Genomic DNA, 19,716 nt, shown 5'->3' with positions numbered 1-19,716 from the left:
CTCAAAGTCATGGCTTTTTGCTTGCGTGCATCGAAAGTTGACTATCAGCAGAAAACAAGTACCCCCATTGTTATTAATGTTGTATGAACTCTGATAAAATGGATAGACAGAATACCACGTAAAAGGGGCGGATATTATGACTGAGAGCGGATGGCAATTGGAGCACACTTATACAGAACTCCCGGGAGTCTTTTATAGAGAAACAAAGCCAGAGAGCGCGGAATTTCCGGAAATGGTCCTCTTCAACTGGAAATTGGCGGGGGAGTTGGGCCTGGATGCGGCAAACCTTCAGATGGAAGCACCTGATGTCTTCTCCGGAAATGCACTGCCAAAAGGCAGCAAACCGATTGCCCAGGCTTACGCGGGGCATCAGTTCGGCAGTTTTACGATGCTCGGGGACGGCCGTGCGGTACTGCTCGGTGAGCAGTTGACGCCGTCAGACAAACGGATGGACATCCAGCTGAAAGGCTCCGGGCGTACACCATTCTCCCGCATGGGGGACGGGCGTGCGCCACTTGGCCCGATGCTTCGGGAATATATGATCAGCGAAGCGATGCATGGGCTTGGCATACCGTCGACCCGTGCCATGGCGCTTATTACGACGGGAGAAGCGGTGACTCGCGGCAAGATGCTTCCGGGTGCGGTACTGACCCGTGTGGCATCAAGCCACATCCGTATCGGGACATTCGAATATGCAGCCCGCGCCGAGGGGGACGATAATGTACGGATACTTGCGGATTACGCGATCAACCGCCATTATCCGGAACTTGCGACGAAGCCGGATAAGTACCGAGAATTCCTGGATGCCGTTATAGAGCACCAAGCTGACTTGATCAGCAAATGGCAGCATGTGGGCTTCATCCACGGCGTGATGAATACCGACAACATGACGATCAGCGGGGAGACCATCGATTACGGCCCGTGTGCCTTCATGGATGTCTACCACCCGGAAACATGCTTCAGTTCGATAGATGCACAAAAGCGCTACAGCTACCAGAACCAGCCGGGAATCGGGCAGTGGAACATCGCACGGTTTGCAGAGACGCTGCTGCCACTGCTCCATGAGGATAAGGAAGAGGCGGTGAAGATCGCCCAGCAATCGCTCAGCCATTTCGGCCAGCTGTATAATGAAAAATGGCAGAAGGGCATGCGCGATAAACTCGGCCTCGATGGCAGCGGAAGCCAGGATGACGCGCTTGGCATGGAACTGCTCGATCTCATGAGCCATCACCAGGCTGATTTTACGAAAACGTTCCGCACGCTGTCACTTGATGGGTGGAATGATGATGCGCTTATGGCCAGTGAACGCTTCAAAGATTGGCGCAGGAGATGGCAGGAGAGGCTTGAGGCACAAGGCTTGGTGGTCGAATCGGCATATGAACAGATGCGGCAAGTCAACCCGGCAGTCATCCCGCGCAATCATCTTGTGGAGGAGGCGTTGAACCTTGCGGTCGAGCAGGGGACTACAGCAAAGCCACAAAACTGATAGAGGTGTTTGCGACGCCGTTCGATGACGGGCATGACAAGGAATATAAAGAGCCACCGGAAGATGATGAAAAAATCACGATGACATTCTGCGGTACGTGAATTCAAAAGGCATCCCTTCTGTGAGGATGCCTTTTTTCTTCTACTTATCATTTTTTCTTCTGGCGTTGAAGAAGTCGCCGCTTTTCTTTTGGTCCAAGGGGCCTGAACGCTTCTCCAAGTGTGGTATATGCTTGGAACAGTGGATATAGGCTTCGTCGACCCGGATGACTACAAAGCGTTCGGCACGCCCGTCCGCTTCTTCCATGATGTTGGAGAGTGTTTTCGCATCACAGTAACCGTGGATCTGATCACTCTCGATTATGTCGGCTCGGCCATTGACGTGCAGACCGATATGATGGGTGAAGAAGTCGATGAACAGTAAGCTGATATGGGGATTCTCATAAATGTTCCCAAGACTTGCCATAACACCATTCCCGCGGTACTCCGGGTACATTAAAGTCGTCTCATCGAGTACACGGACGAATCCTCTGTCGCCGGCGCGGAATGAATTGTCGCAGTTGCCGCCTGCATCGGCAGTGGCGATGAACATCATCTCCTGGGCGGCTATGAAATGCTGCATTTCTTCATTCACATGGTCGAGCATCTGGTTGTCATAAAAAGCGAGGGCACGCCTGGTGGTGCCGTACATATCCTGAAGGATGTGTTCGCCGTGAGACATCTGTATCTTCCTTTCATGCATATAAATAGCGGGCGCGGTTCCAACCTGAGCCCACTATATGTTATAGCACATTTTCGATATCTTTTTTCATTTTAAGGGGTGAGGTCGTGGGTGCAACCCGTGAGACGACATTGCCTTCCCGGTCTACCAGGAATTTTGTGAAATTCCATTTGATCTTATCGCCCATCATACCTTTTGACTCTTCTTTAAGATGTTTGAAGAGGGGATGGGCCGCATCGCCATTGACATCGATGATTTCATGGATGTCGAATGTGACACCATGGTTGATGCGGCAAGCCTCTTCCGCATCTTCATCAGAGCCTGGCTCCTGGTTGTTGAACTGGTTGGAAGGGAATCCGAGGACGACCAGGCCCTGATCCTTATATTCGTTGTGCAGAGTCTCCAATTCGTCGTACTGGCCACGAAGTCCACATTTACTTGCGGTATTTGCGATAAGCATTGGCTTTCCTTTGTAGTCCTCAAGTGAATAACTTTCGCCATTCGCCTTCTTTACTTCTATATCATATATATTCATATGGATGCTCCTTTTCCGGAAGATATCTATCATTATATGTAATACGAATTATGAGCGCATCCTTTTGGCTCATAACCGTATTTACGTTATCCCATTTGCTGATCTGTGTTGATCTGTGCGAAAAAAGCGGCACGATTCTTGTCGGCATAGCCGCACTCCATGCATACATAGCGATGAGCTTCTCCGTCTTCGTAGCATTTGACGATATCTGCATGCATGCATTGGGACGGCTCCTGCAAATCGCCGCTTGCTTTTTTCTTTTCAAGCAGAGATCTGATCTGTTGGCCTGAGAATTTATCCATATCCGGTTATCCTCCATTCATATGAACATACTGTTTCTGAATGACCATCATATTTTGACTGTAGCCATTCGGCTGATACTTGTACATAACCGCATTTGGGGTGTTTTATTCATGATAAATTGAATTATTACAATTAAACCGTTTTCGGTGTACAATAATTAGACACATTTGTTTTTGGACGGAGCTTATTCCGTTTAACATTTTATGGCTGTGAAATATGCTATCATATTGCTAATACCATATGGGGGGTGACCTGATGACTGCTGAAATGATCTTTGTTGCTGTGATGCTCATCATCATGCTGCTTGCACTGGTGTTCGAGTTGGCACGGGCGGACCTCATAGTGTTCTTCTTCCTCGTCGTCTTCCTGCTTACCGGCGTCATTTCGACCGACCAGGCTTTGGACGGCTTTTCGAATGAAGGTCTCCTGACTGTACTGCTGCTCTTCATAGTGGCAGGTGCGATCCAAAAGCATGGCATCATCGAAGGGTATGTCGACCGCCTGCTTGCCGGCAATAAAACGCCGAAGCGCTCGATGCTGAAGCTGCTGGCTCCGGTGTCCATCATTTCCGGGTTTTTGAATAACACACCGATTGTCGTGACATTGACGCCGGTATTGAAGGAATGGTGCCAGAAGAATGGCATCGCCCCATCCAAATTCCTGATACCCTTATCCTACGTCACGATACTCGGCGGCACGATTACACTCATCGGCACCTCGACCAACCTGGTGATCCATGGCCTCCTGATCGAAGCGGGCTATGGCGGCTTCTCCTTCTTTCAGATGACGATTGTCGGGCTGCCGATTGCTGCAGCAGGATTCTTCTATATCGTGACCATCGGCTATCGGCTGCTGCCGGATACGCTCGGCGCCGGGGAACAGATCCGTGAGGAAGTGAAGGAATTTTTGGCGGAAGCCGAGATAGGGAGGACTTTCGAATATGTAGACCGCTCCATCATGGATGCGACAGAAGCTGTCCTGAAGGGGGTCTACATCATTGAAATCATCCGCGGGGACGACCGCATATTTCCAGTGGATGCCAAGACGGTCATCAGGGAAGGCGATCATCTCGTGTTTTCCGGTACTTTGAATACGATCGCCGCCATCCAAAAGCAGAAAGGCGTCACTTTGAAGACAGGATCGGATAAGACGCTCGACAGCCTGAAAGATGAGCAATTCCACCTAGTCGAGGGTGTCATATCCCATGAGTCATCACTGCTCGGCAAAACGATAAAATCAGCGCGTTTCCGTTCCAGATATAACGCGGGCGTCATTGCGGTCCATCGGAATAATGAGCGCATCAAAAGCCGGGTCGGCGACATCATCCTCAAACCGGGTGATACCATCCTGATCCTAGCGGACAAGACATTTTTACAGCGTCATGCGCACGCAAGGGATTTCTACGTTATGACCACCCTTACCCCGCCGGAAGTGCTCAAGCAGAGCAAGGCCAAAGGATTCGGCGGGCTCGTGCTGCTGCTTGGCATGATCGCTGCAGTGACACTCGGCTTCCTGTCGATGTTCGAAGCGATGCTGATTACGGTCGTATTGCTGATGATCTTCAAGCTGATCGATCCGGATGAGATGTTATCCTACATCCAGTTCAACGTCATACTGCTGATTGCGAGCGCGTTTGGAGTCGGTGCTGCAATGACGGAGTCAGGGTTGGCACAGATGATTGCAGGAAACATGCTGGAGACTGCGCGCCCGTTCGGGGTGCTCGGCATCATCGTCATCCTCTATCTCATGACAAACATATTCACTGAACTGATCACCAACACCGGGGCTGCCGTATTGATGTTCCCGATCGCGATGGAGATGGCTGAACAGATGGCCCTTGAGCCCATCGGACTCATGGTGACCATCGCAATTGCGGCTTCGGCGAGCTTCATCACACCGATCGGTTACCAGACGAACCTGATCGTCTATGGCCCCGGCGGCTATAAATTCACAGACTACATCAAAGTCGGGACACCGTTGTCGGCGATGACGATGGTGATTTCGACGCTTATAATCTACACGGTATGGTTTTAGATTACTGAAAGAGAGGATACAGAGTAATGCAACTAGGAATATTGGAACAGATGGCAAAACCAGTCGGCGTCAGTGCAGAAGAGATGGCCCAGCACACCATTGGCATGGTACAGCGGGCTGAAGCACTGGGGTATACCAGATACTGGTTTGCAGAACATCACGGCACACGTGGCATGGTATCAAGCGCGCCCGAAATCATGATGGCGGCGGCCGCTTCACAGACTTCACATATAAAAGTGGGGAGCGGCGGCATCCTGCTGCCCCAATACAGTCCATTCAAGGTCGCCTCCCAACTTGCCCAGCTCGAGGCGCTCTATCCAGGGCGGATCGAGGGTGGGATGGGGCGCTCGCCAGGTGGGGCTGAGTTCATCCGCACACGGCTCGCGGACGATAAACCCAACCAACTCGCGGATTATCCCGATAAGTTGGACGCGCTCATCCATTATTGGACGGCAGCGCCAGGGTCAAAGCGGCACCGCGGACCATAAGCCGGCCGTCGCTCTATTCCCTAGGCCTCGGCACAAACAGCGGGGTGCTTGCGGGTGTTCTCGGCATCGGCTACGTGTTCGGCCATTTCCTGAAGCCGGCAGGAGGTACTGCAGCAATCCGGGCCTATCGGGATGCGTTCCAGCCGGGTTTCATGGAACAGGATGATGTGAAGGCATGCGTGTTCGTCATCTGCGGGGAGGATGATGCCCATGCAGAACATCTGGCCAAGACGCAGGACATATGGCTTTTGAATACGGAAAAGGGTTTGGACAGCCAAGTGCCGACTCCAACACAGGCGGCTGAGAAATATAGTGCGCTCAATAAGAAGGAACAACACAAGATCGAACAGAACAGGCAACGCATGATCATCGGCGGCCCGCGCACGGTGAAGCATAAGCTTGATCAGCTGCGGACAGACTACGAGTGTGAAGATTGGCTTATTTTATGCAATATACATGACTTGGACGAAAAACGGCGTTCATACGAGCGTGTAGCGGCCCTCTATCTATAGCTTATATTCATAAATCATGAAATTTATGATGAACCGCTTCCAATTTCAATTGGATTCATGATATATTACAGAAGCTGATTTTAGAAAGAGGTGTTGAAAAAATGGAATTTTCAGTATGGAATCTTGTGACCGATGTCGGTCTCATCGCCATGCTGCTATTGGTGGGCATGTTCCTCCGCGCACGCATCGGTCTGCTGCAGCGGTCCTTCATGCCGGCAAGCATCATAGCAGGTATTTTGGGATTGATACTCGGTCCCAATATGCTCGGATGGCTACCGTTTTCCGATTTCATCGGAGATTATCCGGGTGTACTGATTACAATCGTCTTTGCTTCAATCCCGTTGACGACGGGCCGCTTCAATATAAAAAAGACCATCAATAAAGTGGGCGGGCTATGGTCATATTCCCAGATTGCGATGCTCCTCATGTGGGGCCTCGGGCTGGTATTCGCACTTGTGCTCCTTGGTCCGGTGTTCGATCTACATAATGGATTCGGCCTGATACTCGCTGCCGGCTTCGTCGGTGGGCACGGTACTGCCGCAGCCATCGGCGGGGCATTCGAACAGCAGGGATGGGAAGAGGCAACATCACTTGCGATGACTTCTGCAACACTTGGGGCGATACTCGCAATCAGCGTTGGTCTATTGCTTATAAAGAGGAGTGCCGACGCCGGCTATGCCAACTACATTTCGAAATTCGATGACCTGCCCGAAGAGTTGAGGACAGGCCTCGTTCCTGAAGATAAGCGCGAGTGGATGGGCAAGGATACGGTGTCGGCCATTTCGATCGATCCGCTCCTGTTCCATATCGCACTCGTAATGTTCGTGAGCATGATCGGCTACTACTTGAGCAAGTTTGGCGAGTCGCTATATGCTGGCCTGTCGATTCCTGCCTTTTCAATCGCCTTTCTGATCGGTCTGATATTGAGCCTGCTGATGCAGTCGGCTGATATGGACAAGTACATCGATAAGAGCGTCGTGTCCAAGATAAGCGGCAGTGCAACTGATGTCCTGGTGGCGTTCGGTATTGCTTCCATCAACTTGACTGTGGTGGCCCAAAACATCGTGCCGTTCAGTATATTGATGGCGTTTGGCATATTGTTCACGTACGTCTTCTACCGCTTCGTCTCCCAGTACTATTTCCAGGAAAACTGGTTCGAGAAGGGCATATTCACATTCGGCTGGATAACGGGCGCGGTTGCGATGGGCATCGCATTGCTGCGCATCGTTGACCCACGCCTCGAAAGCAATACGCTCGAGGACTATGGGCTCGCCTATATTCCAATTGCGCCGGTTGAGATCGCTTTGATCACTTTTGCGCCATTGTTCATTGCGAGCGGCCAGCATTGGCTGTTTGCCCTGATTACAATCGGAGCGAGTGCCGCCATCCTGATCTTCTCCTATACGAGAGGCTGGCTGCACGTGAAACGCCAAGGCTAAGACAGAGAATATCCCCGCTTCCTTGAAGTGGGGATATTTTTTTATGCCATTAAAAATTGGAGCATATGGGTTAAAAGGCATAAAACGATGGTATAGATAGGGTGAAACACCATTAAAATGGAGGGATAGGATGGAAGCGGCACATATATTTGCCTGGACATTACAGTTTGAGACTGAAATTCCCGAGGATGCTGAAGACATACTCGTTGACGGGGAACGTGCGATAACTGCTTTTAAGACGTTGCGTGACTCGGCCATATTCACGGACCGAAGGATCATCATGAGGGATGCGCAAGGATTGACGGGGAAGAAGGTTGAAATGTATTCCCTCCCGTACAATGCAATCCATATGTGGTCGACGGAGAATGCCGGTGGCATGTTCGATGCGAACGCCGAGGTGGAACTTTGGACGAAAGTCGGCAACATCAAAATCAATTCTGGGCCGCAAAGTCGACATCAGACGGTTCGATCGCCTGATTGCCCAAGCTGTTCTATAAAATGATACGCACCCTAGTAGGGTGCGTATTTGTCATTTATACATGTATTCTGTTTGCTTGAGCAACTTCGCGTGTTCAAGATATCTCTTTGGCGCCAAGAAGGTGACGGTCACCACCCCGGGATTACGCCGATATCAATGCTGCCCGTGATGGTGGCACGGTTCATGATCTCGGGACATCCGTCCGGAACAGCTTCGCTGCGCGTTCCATGCCGTTCAATGTAGCGGCATTGAGATCGGCGCCTGTGCCGATGAATGACACGGGGTAACTCACTTCAAGCTCCGGCACGTGCCAAGCTTCGGCCATCCGCCGCACTTCTTCCCTCTCTTTCTCAGTAAACGGTCTGGCCAATGCCGGCAGATCCTCTGTAAGCGGCAGTAGAATCGGTCCTTCAAGGACGAGGTTCTTGATGACGTCGACTTGAAGGTCGACGATACCGGCTACATCGGTCGTATGGCCTGCGATTTCCCCATTGCCCTGCATGGCGTGCATATCCCCGAGATAGACTCCGCCTCCTGCCACTTTGACTGGACAGATGACAATAGTGCCTTCGCGGACCCGGTTGACGTCCATATGGCCGTCGGTCCGGTCGACAAGCTGCGCTTCAGTCAATCCATAGTCGTGCGGGGCATCGATCAGGAACTGTCCGAAATCCCCTGCATTATGGGAGTCAGGCATCGGGCGGGCCGGAGTGGTGCCGAGCTGGCCGAGGAACGGGATCACCCGTGCCATGACGCCTGGTATATCATGCGGGGCGAATGTTACGACCGGATGCTGGATGGAATCTTCAGGGGTGGCCATGTAATGCCTGCCTGCATGGGCCACCTTTTCAGCACCCGACTTATCCAATGTCAGGCCGACAGAACGTTTTTCGTCGAATACCATCGTGTAGGCGTTGGTGAAGGTGAATGGGGTGACATCTTCACCGCATTCTGCACATCGGACGGCGCCCTGGCCGATGCCTTCTGTAACGGACTTGGGGTTTTTGGCACCGCAGTTCGGGCATACGCCTGCAATGAACGGATCGCCGTTGAACCGGCCTTCCATGGGCTTATCGTTGCCTGAAGCGGTCGCTGTGGACGTGACCCGTATCGAATTGATGCGGATGGCGACCGCATCCCCGACCTCGGCCCCTTCCACGAACACCGGCTTCGTCACCTCATGGCCACCCTTCAGTTCAGGGGTGATCATCGGGCCCCAGCACCCTGGTGCCGTATTGGCGATGATATGGCCGCCGTTTTTGACTTTGTAGTACATATCTTCCGTCGGATCCAGGATGCCATCTGTAAATTTGTCTACATAGACCGTCTGCTTAGCTGATTGCTTCGTCATCTTAGACACACCCTTTCATATTGTCACCTCCATGATACCATCAAAATGGCATGTACACGAACGATTAGTGTGTCAATTCAGAAAACTTAAGATAATCATGATCTGCCGCTAAAAGCCATTCCTTCCAGGTGTGCTTTATGGAATAATATGAGTATCAACAAGGTGAAAGAGGGGAACCGATGAAAGACATTCTATTTGCACAGCTCGAATCACTGTATCCTGAGATGGTCGAAGTGCGGCGTCATCTCCATATGCATCCGGAATTATCCTATCAGGAAAAGGATACACCGGAATATATCATTGCACACCTTGAAACACTCGGCATCGAATATAGGCGTGATGTGGGGCTGAATGGTGTCGTCGGCTATCTGAAGGGGGCGTATCCGGGGCCGACCGTGGCACTGCGGGCTGATTTCGATGCCCTGCCGATCCATGATGAAAAAGATGTCCCGTACCGCTCGAAATATGATGGCATCAACCATGCATGCGGCCATGATGCCCATACTGCCACACTCATGGCCATTGAAAAGGTCATGGCCGGGCAGCGGAGCCAGATGCATGGGAACGTCGTCTTCATCCATCAGTTTGGAGAAGAACTGCTGCCGGGCGGGGCGTCATCGATGATCGACGATGGTTGCCTGGAGGGAGTCGATTACATATACGGGGCACATGTATGGACGGACGATCCGATTGGCACGCTCGGCTTCAGGTCAGGGGGGACGATGGCTGGCGATGATAACTTCACCATCACCGTCCAGGGTAAGGGCGGACACGGTGCATTGCCCCATCTTGCGATTGATCCATTGGCTACAGCGAGCCAGCTCGTCATGAACCTGCAGCAGATCACCCGCCGCCGGACTGGGCCGAACGATCCGGGCGTCATTTCAATAGGGAGTTTCCATAGCGGCGATGCCCCGAACGTCATCCCGGATACTGCACAAATCACGGGGACACTGCGTGCCTTTGATATCCAATCCAAATATGAACTTGCCGAAGAAGTGAAGCATGTTGCAGACCTTACCGCCAGGATGAGCGGTGCCTCTGTCAATGTCGACTTTACCTACGGCTGCATCCCGCTGATCAATCCGGCTGAGGAGACGGAAATGCTCAAGTCGCTCTCCGTCAGGCATATGGAAGATGTGACGATCATCGAAAAGGGGCGCATGATGACTGCAGAAGACTTCGCCTATTACCTCCAGCATGTCCCTGGACGTTCTTCTTTGCAGGTGCACAAAATCCGGCAGTGGGTGCAGTCTATCCGCATCATCATCCGAAATTCGACATTGATGAGCGTGCGATGCTCGAAGTCGGCAAGGTCTTCATCTTGGCACTTTTGCATCATATCGGGCCTGAATCGGCGCTGTAATTGGACCGGAATTTCTGATTCCGGTTTTTTTAGTTACAAAGTTCCCATCGCTATAGCGAGTATTCAGAGAATGTGTTATTTTCAATCAATACGGTTGAAACCGTTTTCCACTTAAAGGGGGAAGTAACATGTCAAAATTAAAGCGTACGTACCGCAATATGTGGCGGGAATCGAAGCGGACAAAGTCCTTGCTGAAGTTCTTCAGTGTCGATGAGGCGAAGAAGAACGCGGATGGGGGTGGATCCTCGCATGGCTCGGAAGGACCGGAGAAATCCTACGGACGCATGCAGCTCGTCGGACTCATATTGGGGCCTCTGCTGTTTATCCTGACACTTCTGCTGCTCGATACGAAGGGGCTTGAAGCGGGCGGCGTCTTTGTCGTCGCTTCAACATTATGGATTGCCACATGGTGGATTACGGAAGCGATTCCGATTCCTGCAACATCACTCATGCCACTGTTTCTGTTTCCGATGGGTGGGGTCATGGATAGTGGGGCCGTCACGAGTTCCTACGGCAACGACATCATCTTTCTGTTCCTTGGCGGTTTCCTGATCGCACTCGCGATGGAACGCTGGAATCTACATACCCGCATCGCATTGACGATCATCAATGCGATCGGCACACGCACATCGATGATACTGCTTGGCTTCATGATAGCAACCGCGGCCCTGTCGATGTTCGTCAGCAACACTGCTGCCGTCATGATCATGATACCGATCGGGATGGCCATCATAAACGAAGCCCAGTCTCTCTCTTCATCTGCGCTTGAAGATGATCTGATGCGCTTTGAAAAATCGCTCGTGCTGGGCATTGGATATGCTGGTACGATCGGCGGTCTCGGTACATTGATCGGCACGCCGCCGCTTATCATAATGGCGGGTCAGCTGAAGGAAATCTTCGGCTATGACATGAGTTTCGCCCAATGGATGATGTTCGGTGTGCCGATCGTCATCATCTTCCTGGCACTCGCCTGGGCATTCATGAACTTTTTCGCCTTCCGGCACAATATGACCGAACTGCCGGGTGGACGCAAGATTATTACGGATGAACTGAACAAACTCGGCAAGATCTCCCGGGAAGAAGTACTTGTACTCATCGTCTTCCTGTTTGCCGCATTCATGTGGATCACGCGCGGATTCATATGGAGCAAGATCGAATTCACAAGCATGCTGACCGACGGCGCCATCGCTATGCTCGCATCGGTCATACTGTTTCTGCTGCCGACTGCCAAAAAGTCGAAGCGCATATTGGACTGGTCGGTTTCACGCGAGTTGCCGTGGGGCGTCCTGCTGCTGTTCGGCGGGGGCCTGGCACTTGCCGCCGCAATTGTCGAGACAGGCGTAGACCAGTGGCTCGGTGAGATGCTGAAAGGCGTCGAAGGCATCCACATCATCCTGGTGCTGGTCGTCGTTTCCGTGACGATACTGTTCCTCACGGAAATCACCTCCAACACGGCGACGGCGACGATGATATTGCCTGTACTGGCTGGACTGTCGATTGCACTTGAAGTCCACCCATTGACGCTCATGGTGCCCGCTGCCATGGCAGCGAACTGCGCATTCATGCTGCCTGTAGGGACACCACCGAATGCGATTGTGTTCGGGACCAATAAAATCAGCATCCAGGAGATGGCGAAGACTGGGTTTGGCCTGAACATCATCGGGGTCATCCTGATAGTGGCGTTCGTCTATGTGATGATGCCGCTCATATTCGGCATCAATCTGCTCGACTATAAAGGATGAGTTATGGAAATGGAAGCAGCTCATCAGAAAAGGCACAGACCATTGGTCTGTGCCTTTTTCATGTTCCCTAGTTGCCGATGACTTCAAAATCGTCCAGCGGCACGACATAGATGTTGCCGTCCTGGCTGCCGATGAATAGCGTATCATCTGCAATGACCGGTCCCGCGGGCGCAAGCACACCTTCAAGCGCCATTCTTCTGACGGGTGCGCCGCGTGTGATGTCCAGGCCCACGACCTCGCCTTCAACATTTGAGAAATAGACGATGCCATCTTTGGCGACCGGCGGTGCTTTCGCAGCCTTGTCTTCATACGCCCAGAGCTGTTCGCCGCTATTTAGATCGTAGGCGTAATAGGTTTTGGTTATGGGGCTTGCGACGAAGACTGTGCCTTCATGGATGATCGGAGCGCCTGATTTATTGTTTTTGACGAACTGGCCAGCCCCCAGTTATCTTGCCAGGCCATTTCACCGGTTGAGATGTCCAATGCATAAATCTCATGCTCAAGCTCCCCGTCCTTGTTGGAGATCAACCCCGTGGTGATGACAAGACCGTCGCTCACTGCAGCCGGCACATCATCGAGCCCCATGACGACATCCGGAAATTCAGTCTGCCACGCCATTTCATCTTTCTTCAGATCATATGCCGAGAAAGTGTAGGGGAGGGGGCCGCTGCCGCCGACATAGAGCTTATCCTCATGGATGTTCGGGGAGGACATGCTGACAGTGGACCCGATGTCTTCCTTATGGATGAGCGCCCCTTCATCGAGTGTCAGCTTATACAAAGTGCGGTCACCGGTCGTAATGTAGAGGTGATCTTTGTATATGGCAGGGGTGGGCATCACCTCGCCCTTTGTCCCATAGCGCCACACCAGCTTGCCGGTATCTGCATCAAGTGCCATTACGCCGCTCTCCCGGTGCCACGGATGGCCCTGTGCCGAAACATATCCTGGAGCCCGAAATTTTTGAAGAAGCTGTAGGCCCGATTTTTTTGGAAAAACCTGTTACCGTACCCGACGTACACCAAACCTTCGTGGTAGATGGCCTCAGAGTGTATCCAGTTTGGTGCCGTATTGTGCCACACCCGCTCGCCATTGTCGAGATCGAATGCCATGATGTCCCCTGAGTTATGGTTGCCGATGAATACTTTGCCATCTGCCACCACCGGTGTCGCCCGCACTTCGTCATCTGTCTCCAATGTCATATATTCAAGCGGTTCATGGCCGGAATCGATGACGGCATTATTGTCCGGTGAGAGCCGGTACTGCGTCCACTCCTGTGCCCCGAAGGCAGCCGTAGCAGAAGCGTTTTCTGCACCGGTGTGAGAAATCACAAACAGCGTGCCGACTGTGATCAAATACTTCAACAATAGTTTCATTTTCATCATACCCTTCAATTTGTGTGCCAATTGTAAATTTTACGTTTAGCATGTATTCTGTTAGGATATAAAACATAAAAGGGAAAAGGGAGCTAAAATACATATGGAAATTGAAAATAAAATAACAGATATGGAAAGGACGGAACTTGACAGTACGATGTCAAAACGTTTCGTCTGGGCAGTGGCCTATGGTTCAAGCATCGGTTGGGTGCATTCATCCTGCCTGGGGATTGGCTGTTGTCATCCGGCACACTCGGTTCAACACTCGGCATCACCATCGGTGGTATCCTGATGCTCATCATCGCTGTGGCATACGGGGACTGACGACACGCTTTCCGGTATCAGGCGGTGAATTTGCCTTCAGCTACGTTGGTTTCGGCAAATATGTGAGCTTCATCGCGTCATGGTTTCTGGCACTTGGCTACATATCGGTCGTCGCCTTGAATGCAAGTGCCTTCAGCCTACTGTTTAAATTTATTTTACCCGATTTCCTGGAGATAGGCTATCTCTACACAATCGCCGGCTGGGACGTCTATATCATGGAGGTCTTACTGTCATCGCTCGTGTTGATCCTGTTTGCGTTCATCTCGATCAAGAGCAGTGGATTATCCGGCAATCTCCAATTCATCTTTGCGCTATTCATGGCGATCGTCGTCACAATTCTGTTCGCCTGGTCGTTCTTTACCGGCGAATTTCAGTTGGCGAACGCAAAGCCGCTGTTTAATAGTGATAATGGCATCTGGACTTCAATCATTCTGATTGTCGCCGTCGCCCCTTGGATGTATGTCGGATTCGACAATATCCCCAAGCTGCTGAAGAGTTCAATTTCAGCCCGGATAAGACATTCAGGCTGATCGTCTTTGGTATCGTGGCTTCAATCGTCACGTACGTATTGATGATACTGGTGACCTCATGGGTCTACCCTGATGAGCAGACGATGGGTGGTGCACTTTGGGTGACCGGATCTGTCGTCCAGAGCTCTATGGGTGCCATCGGCATGACGTTGCTCGCACTCGCCATCTCATTCGGTGTGTTCACTGGCCTTAACGGCTTCTATATGTCATCATCGCGCCTATTGTTCGCGTTGGGGCGTGCGAAGTTCATCCCTTCTGCCTTCATGAAGGTCGGAAAGAACAAGACGCCGTATGTGGCCATCCTTTTTGTAATGGCGGTCTGTCTGTTGGCGCCTTGGCTTGGACGTACTGCCTTAAGCTGGATTGTCGATATGTCGTCGACGGGTGTATCGATCGCCTTTCTCATCACCAGCCTGGTCGCGGTCAAGTTCTTTAGGGTGAAGGAGAACTATAACCTCCTCTATGTCATATTCGGCGCACTCGGTGCCATCATATCACTGGCCTTCCTCGTACTTCTATTGTATCCGGGATCGCCTGCATCGCTCTCTGCCCCTTCCTACTGGGCTCTGGCGGCCTGGACGGTGCTTGGACTGTTGTTCTTCCTGTTCCAGTACAAGAGGCTGAACGCGTTGACTAAAGAAGAGCTTGACTATCTGATTTTAAATGAAGAAGAATGATTCAAGAAGCCCCCTGATGTAATCAGGGGGCCTCTTCTATCTTTGGGGCGATGAAAATGCTTTTTGAGATGTTACAGTTGTGTTACAATGGGTGGGATATGAAGATAAGTGACTCTTAAGCAGAGGAGACGACCCAAGTGAAACCGATATTAACCATTTTCGCCATACTGCTGTTAAGTGCATGTACACCGAGGGCGGAGCAGAATATTGGTTTTGAAGAATTCAAAGCCGAACGGCCGATACCCGGCACACTCAATCATGAAAACCTGCAGTTGGCCCAATCCTCCATCAACGATGTGGAGGCAGCGGAACTGAATGCAGAAGCCGTGGTTCATCAAACGGATGGAAAGAGTATCGATGATTTCTATACGCAGGAAGAGCGAAATAACTTGAGTGCAATGATTGATCATCTGGAACAGATCCATCAGGATGTGGTGGGAATCTGGAACGAGGATTTCAGCCCACTGAAGAGAAAATATCAATGGGCGGCTCTTACCTCCAGTGAATTGGCTCCTGCGCTCGAGTCGCTGCATGAATCCTACAATACGCTCGAGATGGAGTTGGATGGCATGCAGATTCCTGAATATCTGAAGCCGGTCCATGCTGAATATTTTGAACAGCTGAAGTCGGATCTCGGGCTCGCGATTTCAAACCGCACCCTTGCCCTGATCGAGTTCAAGCTAATGAATCAGGAAGAAGAATATGATATGAACGAAACGATGTTCGAAGTCCATATGGGCAATAGCAGGAAGTACATGTCCAACGCTGCGGATACGATCAATCATCTGGAAAACCTGGAATCCGCCTTCCATGACGAAGACCGGTATATTGTGACGGAGAAATAGAAAAAAGGGTGGTTCCGCTAGCGGAACCACCCTTTTTAGCTATGCATGATAATTATTTCTCTTCATCGTCCTTGTTTTCTTCGTCACCGTCAACGCCATATTTGTCGACGATGCTGTCGCCTTTTTCGCTGACAGTATCCCATTTGTCACCAGCGCCTACCTTATCAGCGTGCTGATCGCCGAATTCTTTGGCGTCGTCCCATTTATTGGAGACGTTCTCACGTGTATCTTTGTCTTTCGCTTTGTCGACCAAGTCTTTTGCCTTGTCGAATAGTCCTTTTTTCTCTTCTGCCATGAATAATCCACTCCTTCTATAAGAATCTAAGCTGTCTTTCAAGCTACATTCAAGCTACATTGAACAATACCTATATATATAGGCTGTTAAACATGAAAAATGAAAACAGGGAGAATCACTGCAATAAGCAGTGATTTTCTATAATTATTTTTTATCGTTATTGAAAGCGTCTGTTGCTTTATCTTTCACATCATTGGCTGCGTCTTTCACTTTGCCTTCTGTTTCTTGGCGTTTACCTTCTTCTTTAGTCTTTTCATCGTTCATTAAATCTCCGGCAGCCTTTTTGGCTTTGCCCATCAATTGATCTTTTTTGCTTTCTTCAGCCATATTAACACCTCTTGGAAATTTTTCGTTACACAACTACAATGCCCGAATCCATAAGAAAATAAACATTTCCTTGTTATATCCGCTGAAATTGTCTTTGCTATCATGTAGTATATGGTTTTGGAAGGTATAAATGACAGGGGTGGAGAAATGTTTGCGATAAATGGAAGATTCAATCAGACATTTAGGGAATTTGATACGTATAAGAGGCTGGGGATCGTCAGCTTGACGACTTCACGGCATAAAGAAAGTGTAAAACAGCTGAAACGAGGCGATGAATTCGCATTATATAGCACCAGGCAAGGTTTCCTTGGCATTGGGCGGGTAGTGGAGCCGGCCGTACCCTTTGAAGCATTTAAAATGCATTCAGGTGGAAAGCTCATCGAGTACGATGAATATCCCTTCAAGGAAATCCAGCGCATCAATCCGCATTTTGGAAAAGAGGAATATGTATTGCGCGTCGAATGGGTGACGGTCGTCGAGTCGGATGACGATGGTCTGATGATCGGCGAGTATGAAGCGGCTGACCCGGTCACGCAATTGGATGCCGACATGACCCAACGGGTACGTAATGCATTCGACCTCAAATGATAAAGAAACCCTCCAAATTGGAGGGTTTTTTCATGAAGCTCTTTTGGAGAGCAGTCTGTCTCCTGCTTCCGTCAATTCTATATGGCTGTAGTAGAAGTCATAGTCGAACGGTGTCAGTATAAGCAAGCCCTTTTGGGCCATAAGCCGCATATGGAAATCGACCGTCCTTATATCGTATTCGGCCATGCTTGTATTCGGATAGTCAAACAGATCATGTTTGACATTATATAATATTTTATATTCCAGCTCGGTATCATAAGAGATATTCATATCATCACTCCTGACATAATATTATAGGAACGTATGTTCTTAATGTCAAACAAATCATTGTTATATATGTAAAAGCCATATTTTATGTTTAAGGTATGACATCATGTGGAACACTATATAGTGTAACGAAAAACATTTAAGGAGTGATTCAGTTTTGACTAAAAAAGTCGCTATACTGATGACGGATATGGTAGAAGATATCGAATATACGAATCCAGTAGAAGCCATCAAAGCGGATGGCCACACAGTTGAGGTCATCGCACCGGAAGCTGGCGAACTGGAAGGTAAACAAGGCGGTAAATTCAAAGCCGATAAAGGCATAAATGATGTACAGCCAAATGATTACGATGCAGTATTCATTCCAGGCGGATTCTCGCCGGATCTGTTGCGCTCAGATGAAGAAGGCCGTTTCGGCAAGTTTGCCAAACACTTCCTTGAAGAGGATAAACCGACTTTCGCCATCTGTCACGGTCCACAAGTGCTGATCGATACAGATATGCTGAAAGACCGCAACATCACATCCTTCATTTCTGTACGGAAGGACCTGGAGAACGCAGGGGCGAAAGTGCACGACAAATCAGTCGTAGTATGTGGCAACCTCGTATCCAGCCGTCAACCGGATGATCTTGAAGACTTCAACCGTGAAGTAAAAGCACAGTTGGATAAATAAAACATCCCATTGAAAAAGGTGGATCCATTTAAGGATCCACCTTTTTTTATGTTGCATGACGCTGTTGGAACCTGAACCGCTATCAAGCAGTGTGCGAAAGAGGATTACTCCACAGTGATTGTCCGCGCCTTCGCATGTGGGTCGCCGAAATGGTCGAATGTGGCATAGGCGATTGTATATTCGCCGGGAGTTTCCGTATCGACCTCACCCGAAATATGGAGGCGGTAAGTGATGTCGCTGCCGTCGACGTCTATTACCTGGACATCTTCTTTCGGGTCGAAATCGCTCCCTTGTTCAATCGTCTGGTCTTCGAGTCCAAGGAAAGTGATCGCAGAACCGGCTTCCGACTCCTCCGCATCATCATTCTCTTCCTTGCCTGCGAGTTGCGCCTCTGTCGGTGGGATCATCGGGACACGGTCGCCCTGGCCATTCACCACTTCTATCACCCTCGTATATGTGGACCAGTAGTTGCGGCTATTCTCCACACGATAGGTGACCGTATAGCTGCCGGGGCGGCTGGTGTCGACGTTATTGCTGGTGACCTCTATATTGCCGGTGATGTTGCCGTCATAGCTATCGACGGCATAGACGCCTGCCCTGGGATTGAACCGGCTGCCGACCTGGACCTTGAAGTCACCTTTCTTTTGGACCCCTTTGATGGCAGGTTGGTTGCCGCCATGGGCGGCAATTTCCTCTTCCATTGTCGGTCCTTTATAATCGGCATACTTGGAGTCGGCTTCGTTGCTTTCTTCATTGGAGTCCGCCTGCTGCACCTGGAGTTCCTCGTCGAGGAGTTCTCCGGTGATGGGGGCGACGGGGAGAAGTCCCGCCAAAAATTTTATGATTGTACTTGAATCCATCGTAGTCACCTCAATATCGGTTTAGGGATGATATCCCGCAAAGTATGTTTATCAAGTTCTGCAAGATATGCCTTCAAGGCATCGTTTAAGACAAAGCGCAGTCCGCAGACAGGTGTCAGGATGCATTCATTGTTCTCGGAAAAACATTCTGCCATGTGGAAGTTATCTTCTGTCTGCCGGACGACTTCGCCGACATTTATCTCTTCTGGTCTACAGTTTAGCATAATCCCGCCACCGCGACCACGTACAGTCTTGATGTATTCAAGCTTTGCCAGATGATGGACCACTTTCGTCAAATGGTTTCTCGAGATGTTATAGAATCCCGCTATATCGTCAATCTGCACCTTTTTATCTTCATTCATGCCGAGGTACATGAGCGCCCTCAAGGAATAGTCCGTATATAATGTCAGTTTCACTGCAATCAACTCCTTTCAATGATTATACACCGGTTGGCAGTATCAATAAATAGAAGGAACTTGATGCAACAGTTTCTGTGAACAATT

Annotated in this window: 22 protein-coding genes and 2 pseudogenes; 12 read left to right on the top strand and 12 right to left on the bottom strand. The window is 50.3% G+C overall.

What is annotated here, in order from left to right:
- The first annotated feature begins 136 nt into the window (after positions 1–136).
- Positions 137–1,486: a protein adenylyltransferase SelO gene (locus ACYF68_RS10750; protein WP_461046807.1), complete on the top strand. Its 1,350-nt coding sequence runs from the start codon at positions 137–139 to the stop codon at positions 1,484–1,486.
- 141 nt (positions 1,487–1,627) lie between these two features.
- Here the strand turns inward: ACYF68_RS10750 and ACYF68_RS10745 are convergent, their stop codons facing one another.
- The 3 genes from ACYF68_RS10745 to ACYF68_RS10735 all read right to left on the bottom strand — a co-directional run bounded on the left by ACYF68_RS10745 (position 1,628) and on the right by ACYF68_RS10735 (position 3,043).
- On the bottom strand, positions 1,628–2,206 hold the full coding sequence (locus ACYF68_RS10745; RefSeq protein ID WP_380571949.1) for a pyridoxamine 5'-phosphate oxidase family protein: 579 nt from the start codon (positions 2,204–2,206) through the stop codon (positions 1,628–1,630).
- Between the two features lie 61 nt (positions 2,207–2,267).
- On the bottom strand, positions 2,268–2,741 hold the full coding sequence (locus ACYF68_RS10740) for a glutathione peroxidase (protein ID WP_380571947.1): 474 nt from the start codon (positions 2,739–2,741) through the stop codon (positions 2,268–2,270).
- A gap of 86 nt (positions 2,742–2,827) precedes the next feature.
- Positions 2,828–3,043: a hypothetical protein gene (locus tag ACYF68_RS10735; protein ID WP_461046805.1), complete on the bottom strand. Its 216-nt coding sequence runs from the start codon at positions 3,041–3,043 to the stop codon at positions 2,828–2,830.
- A 256-nt stretch (positions 3,044–3,299) separates the two neighbouring features.
- Here ACYF68_RS10735 and ACYF68_RS10730 point away from each other — a divergent pair, with 256 nt between their 5' ends.
- The 5 genes from ACYF68_RS10730 (at position 3,300) to ACYF68_RS10710 (ending at position 8,019) form a co-directional block, all read left to right on the top strand.
- Positions 3,300–5,078: an SLC13 family permease gene (locus ACYF68_RS10730; protein WP_461046803.1), complete on the top strand. Its 1,779-nt coding sequence runs from the start codon at positions 3,300–3,302 to the stop codon at positions 5,076–5,078.
- Positions 5,079–5,104: 26 nt separating this feature from the next.
- On the top strand, positions 5,105–5,566 hold the full coding sequence (locus ACYF68_RS10725; RefSeq protein WP_461046801.1) for an MsnO8 family LLM class oxidoreductase: 462 nt from the start codon (positions 5,105–5,107) through the stop codon (positions 5,564–5,566).
- Positions 5,524–6,078 carry an LLM class oxidoreductase gene (locus ACYF68_RS10720; RefSeq protein ID WP_461046799.1) on the top strand — a complete coding sequence of 185 codons (555 nt, stop codon included), beginning with the start codon at positions 5,524–5,526 and terminating at the stop codon, positions 6,076–6,078. Before ACYF68_RS10725 ends, ACYF68_RS10720 begins: the two co-directional genes overlap by 43 nt.
- 101 nt (positions 6,079–6,179) lie before the next feature.
- The gene (locus ACYF68_RS10715; protein ID WP_380571939.1) at positions 6,180–7,517 is read left to right on the top strand and encodes a sodium/glutamate symporter; all 1,338 of its coding nucleotides are present in this window, start codon (positions 6,180–6,182) and stop codon (positions 7,515–7,517) included.
- A gap of 130 nt (positions 7,518–7,647) precedes the next feature.
- Positions 7,648–8,019 carry a PH domain-containing protein gene (locus ACYF68_RS10710; protein ID WP_461046797.1) on the top strand — a complete coding sequence of 124 codons (372 nt, stop codon included), beginning with the start codon at positions 7,648–7,650 and terminating at the stop codon, positions 8,017–8,019.
- Positions 8,020–8,046: 27 nt separating this feature from the next.
- On the opposite strand, the pseudogene ACYF68_RS10705 reads toward ACYF68_RS10710, so the two are convergent.
- Positions 8,047–9,346: pseudogene (locus ACYF68_RS10705) on the bottom strand (acetamidase/formamidase family protein).
- Between the two features lie 179 nt (positions 9,347–9,525).
- On the opposite strand from ACYF68_RS10705, the gene ACYF68_RS10700 reads away from it, so the two are divergent.
- Positions 9,526–10,827 (top strand): M20 metallopeptidase family protein, encoded by a 1,302-nt coding sequence (locus tag ACYF68_RS10700; protein ID WP_461046795.1) that lies wholly within the window; start codon positions 9,526–9,528, stop codon positions 10,825–10,827.
- A gap of 13 nt (positions 10,828–10,840) precedes the next feature.
- On the top strand, positions 10,841–12,454 hold the full coding sequence (locus ACYF68_RS10695) for an SLC13 family permease (protein ID WP_461046793.1): 1,614 nt from the start codon (positions 10,841–10,843) through the stop codon (positions 12,452–12,454).
- A gap of 67 nt (positions 12,455–12,521) precedes the next feature.
- Here the strand turns inward: ACYF68_RS10695 and ACYF68_RS10690 are convergent, their stop codons facing one another.
- From ACYF68_RS10690 to ACYF68_RS10680, 3 genes are all read right to left on the bottom strand, one after another.
- The gene (locus ACYF68_RS10690) at positions 12,522–12,686 is read right to left on the bottom strand and encodes a hypothetical protein (protein WP_461046791.1); all 165 of its coding nucleotides are present in this window, start codon (positions 12,684–12,686) and stop codon (positions 12,522–12,524) included.
- 128 nt (positions 12,687–12,814) lie between these two features.
- On the bottom strand, positions 12,815–13,351 hold the full coding sequence (locus ACYF68_RS10685) for an outer membrane protein assembly factor BamB family protein (RefSeq protein WP_461046789.1): 537 nt from the start codon (positions 13,349–13,351) through the stop codon (positions 12,815–12,817).
- The gene (locus tag ACYF68_RS10680; protein WP_461046787.1) at positions 13,351–13,827 is read right to left on the bottom strand and encodes an outer membrane protein assembly factor BamB family protein; all 477 of its coding nucleotides are present in this window, start codon (positions 13,825–13,827) and stop codon (positions 13,351–13,353) included. The genes ACYF68_RS10685 and ACYF68_RS10680 overlap by 1 nt, the downstream gene beginning before the upstream one ends.
- Before the next feature lie 109 nt (positions 13,828–13,936).
- Here ACYF68_RS10680 and ACYF68_RS10675 point away from each other — a divergent pair.
- Positions 13,937–15,358: pseudogene (locus tag ACYF68_RS10675) on the top strand (APC family permease).
- Between the two features lie 137 nt (positions 15,359–15,495).
- Positions 15,496–16,203, top strand: a complete 708-nt coding sequence (locus ACYF68_RS10670; protein WP_461046785.1) for a hypothetical protein — start codon at positions 15,496–15,498, stop codon at positions 16,201–16,203.
- A gap of 52 nt (positions 16,204–16,255) precedes the next feature.
- On the opposite strand, the gene ACYF68_RS10665 is transcribed toward ACYF68_RS10670, so the two are convergent.
- Positions 16,256–16,498 (bottom strand): hypothetical protein, encoded by a 243-nt coding sequence (locus ACYF68_RS10665; protein WP_461046783.1) that lies wholly within the window; start codon positions 16,496–16,498, stop codon positions 16,256–16,258.
- A gap of 144 nt (positions 16,499–16,642) precedes the next feature.
- Positions 16,643–16,825, bottom strand: coding sequence for a CsbD family protein (locus ACYF68_RS10660; protein ID WP_461046782.1), 183 nt, complete (start codon positions 16,823–16,825; stop codon positions 16,643–16,645).
- Between the two features lie 147 nt (positions 16,826–16,972).
- On the opposite strand from ACYF68_RS10660, the gene ACYF68_RS10655 reads away from it, so the two are divergent.
- Positions 16,973–17,413, top strand: coding sequence for a hypothetical protein (locus ACYF68_RS10655; protein WP_461046780.1), 441 nt, complete (start codon positions 16,973–16,975; stop codon positions 17,411–17,413).
- Positions 17,414–17,443: 30 nt separating this feature from the next.
- Here the strand turns inward: ACYF68_RS10655 and ACYF68_RS10650 are convergent, their stop codons facing one another.
- The gene (locus tag ACYF68_RS10650; protein WP_461046778.1) at positions 17,444–17,683 is read right to left on the bottom strand and encodes a hypothetical protein; all 240 of its coding nucleotides are present in this window, start codon (positions 17,681–17,683) and stop codon (positions 17,444–17,446) included.
- A 154-nt stretch (positions 17,684–17,837) separates the two neighbouring features.
- Here ACYF68_RS10650 and ACYF68_RS10645 point away from each other — a divergent pair, with 154 nt between their 5' ends.
- Positions 17,838–18,353 carry a type 1 glutamine amidotransferase domain-containing protein gene (locus tag ACYF68_RS10645; protein WP_461046776.1) on the top strand — a complete coding sequence of 172 codons (516 nt, stop codon included), beginning with the start codon at positions 17,838–17,840 and terminating at the stop codon, positions 18,351–18,353.
- Between the two features lie 104 nt (positions 18,354–18,457).
- On the opposite strand, the gene ACYF68_RS10640 is transcribed toward ACYF68_RS10645, so the two are convergent.
- The gene (locus ACYF68_RS10640; RefSeq protein WP_461046773.1) at positions 18,458–19,213 is read right to left on the bottom strand and encodes an immunoglobulin-like domain-containing protein; all 756 of its coding nucleotides are present in this window, start codon (positions 19,211–19,213) and stop codon (positions 18,458–18,460) included.
- A 5-nt stretch (positions 19,214–19,218) separates the two neighbouring features.
- Entirely contained in the window at positions 19,219–19,629 is a 411-nt protein-coding gene (locus tag ACYF68_RS10635) for an RrF2 family transcriptional regulator (RefSeq protein ID WP_461046771.1), read from the bottom strand.
- Positions 19,630–19,716 lie beyond the last annotated feature (87 nt).

The sequence above is a fragment of the Salinicoccus sp. CNSTN-B1 genome (genome assembly GCF_054792835.1).
This window is presented reverse-complemented; position numbering and strand designations above follow the sequence as displayed.

Coding starts and splice junctions, on each gene's coding strand:
- ACYF68_RS10750 (WP_461046807.1), top strand. CDS start 137: ATGACTGAGAGCGGATGGCAATTGGAGCACACTTATACAGAACTCCCG.
- ACYF68_RS10745 (WP_380571949.1), bottom strand. CDS start 2,206: ATGTCTCACGGCGAACACATCCTTCAGGATATGTACGGCACCACCAGG.
- ACYF68_RS10740 (WP_380571947.1), bottom strand. CDS start 2,741: ATGAATATATATGATATAGAAGTAAAGAAGGCGAATGGCGAAAGTTAT.
- ACYF68_RS10735 (WP_461046805.1), bottom strand. CDS start 3,043: ATGGATAAATTCTCAGGCCAACAGATCAGATCTCTGCTTGAAAAGAAA.
- ACYF68_RS10730 (WP_461046803.1), top strand. CDS start 3,300: ATGACTGCTGAAATGATCTTTGTTGCTGTGATGCTCATCATCATGCTG.
- ACYF68_RS10725 (WP_461046801.1), top strand. CDS start 5,105: ATGCAACTAGGAATATTGGAACAGATGGCAAAACCAGTCGGCGTCAGT.
- ACYF68_RS10715 (WP_380571939.1), top strand. CDS start 6,180: ATGGAATTTTCAGTATGGAATCTTGTGACCGATGTCGGTCTCATCGCC.
- ACYF68_RS10710 (WP_461046797.1), top strand. CDS start 7,648: ATGGAAGCGGCACATATATTTGCCTGGACATTACAGTTTGAGACTGAA.
- ACYF68_RS10700 (WP_461046795.1), top strand. CDS start 9,526: ATGAAAGACATTCTATTTGCACAGCTCGAATCACTGTATCCTGAGATG.
- ACYF68_RS10695 (WP_461046793.1), top strand. CDS start 10,841: ATGTCAAAATTAAAGCGTACGTACCGCAATATGTGGCGGGAATCGAAG.
- ACYF68_RS10685 (WP_461046789.1), bottom strand. CDS start 13,351: ATGGCACTTGATGCAGATACCGGCAAGCTGGTGTGGCGCTATGGGACA.
- ACYF68_RS10680 (WP_461046787.1), bottom strand. CDS start 13,827: ATGAAACTATTGTTGAAGTATTTGATCACAGTCGGCACGCTGTTTGTG.
- ACYF68_RS10665 (WP_461046783.1), bottom strand. CDS start 16,498: ATGGCAGAAGAGAAAAAAGGACTATTCGACAAGGCAAAAGACTTGGTC.
- ACYF68_RS10660 (WP_461046782.1), bottom strand. CDS start 16,825: ATGGCTGAAGAAAGCAAAAAAGATCAATTGATGGGCAAAGCCAAAAAG.
- ACYF68_RS10655 (WP_461046780.1), top strand. CDS start 16,973: ATGTTTGCGATAAATGGAAGATTCAATCAGACATTTAGGGAATTTGAT.
- ACYF68_RS10650 (WP_461046778.1), bottom strand. CDS start 17,683: ATGAATATCTCTTATGATACCGAGCTGGAATATAAAATATTATATAAT.
- ACYF68_RS10640 (WP_461046773.1), bottom strand. CDS start 19,213: ATGGATTCAAGTACAATCATAAAATTTTTGGCGGGACTTCTCCCCGTC.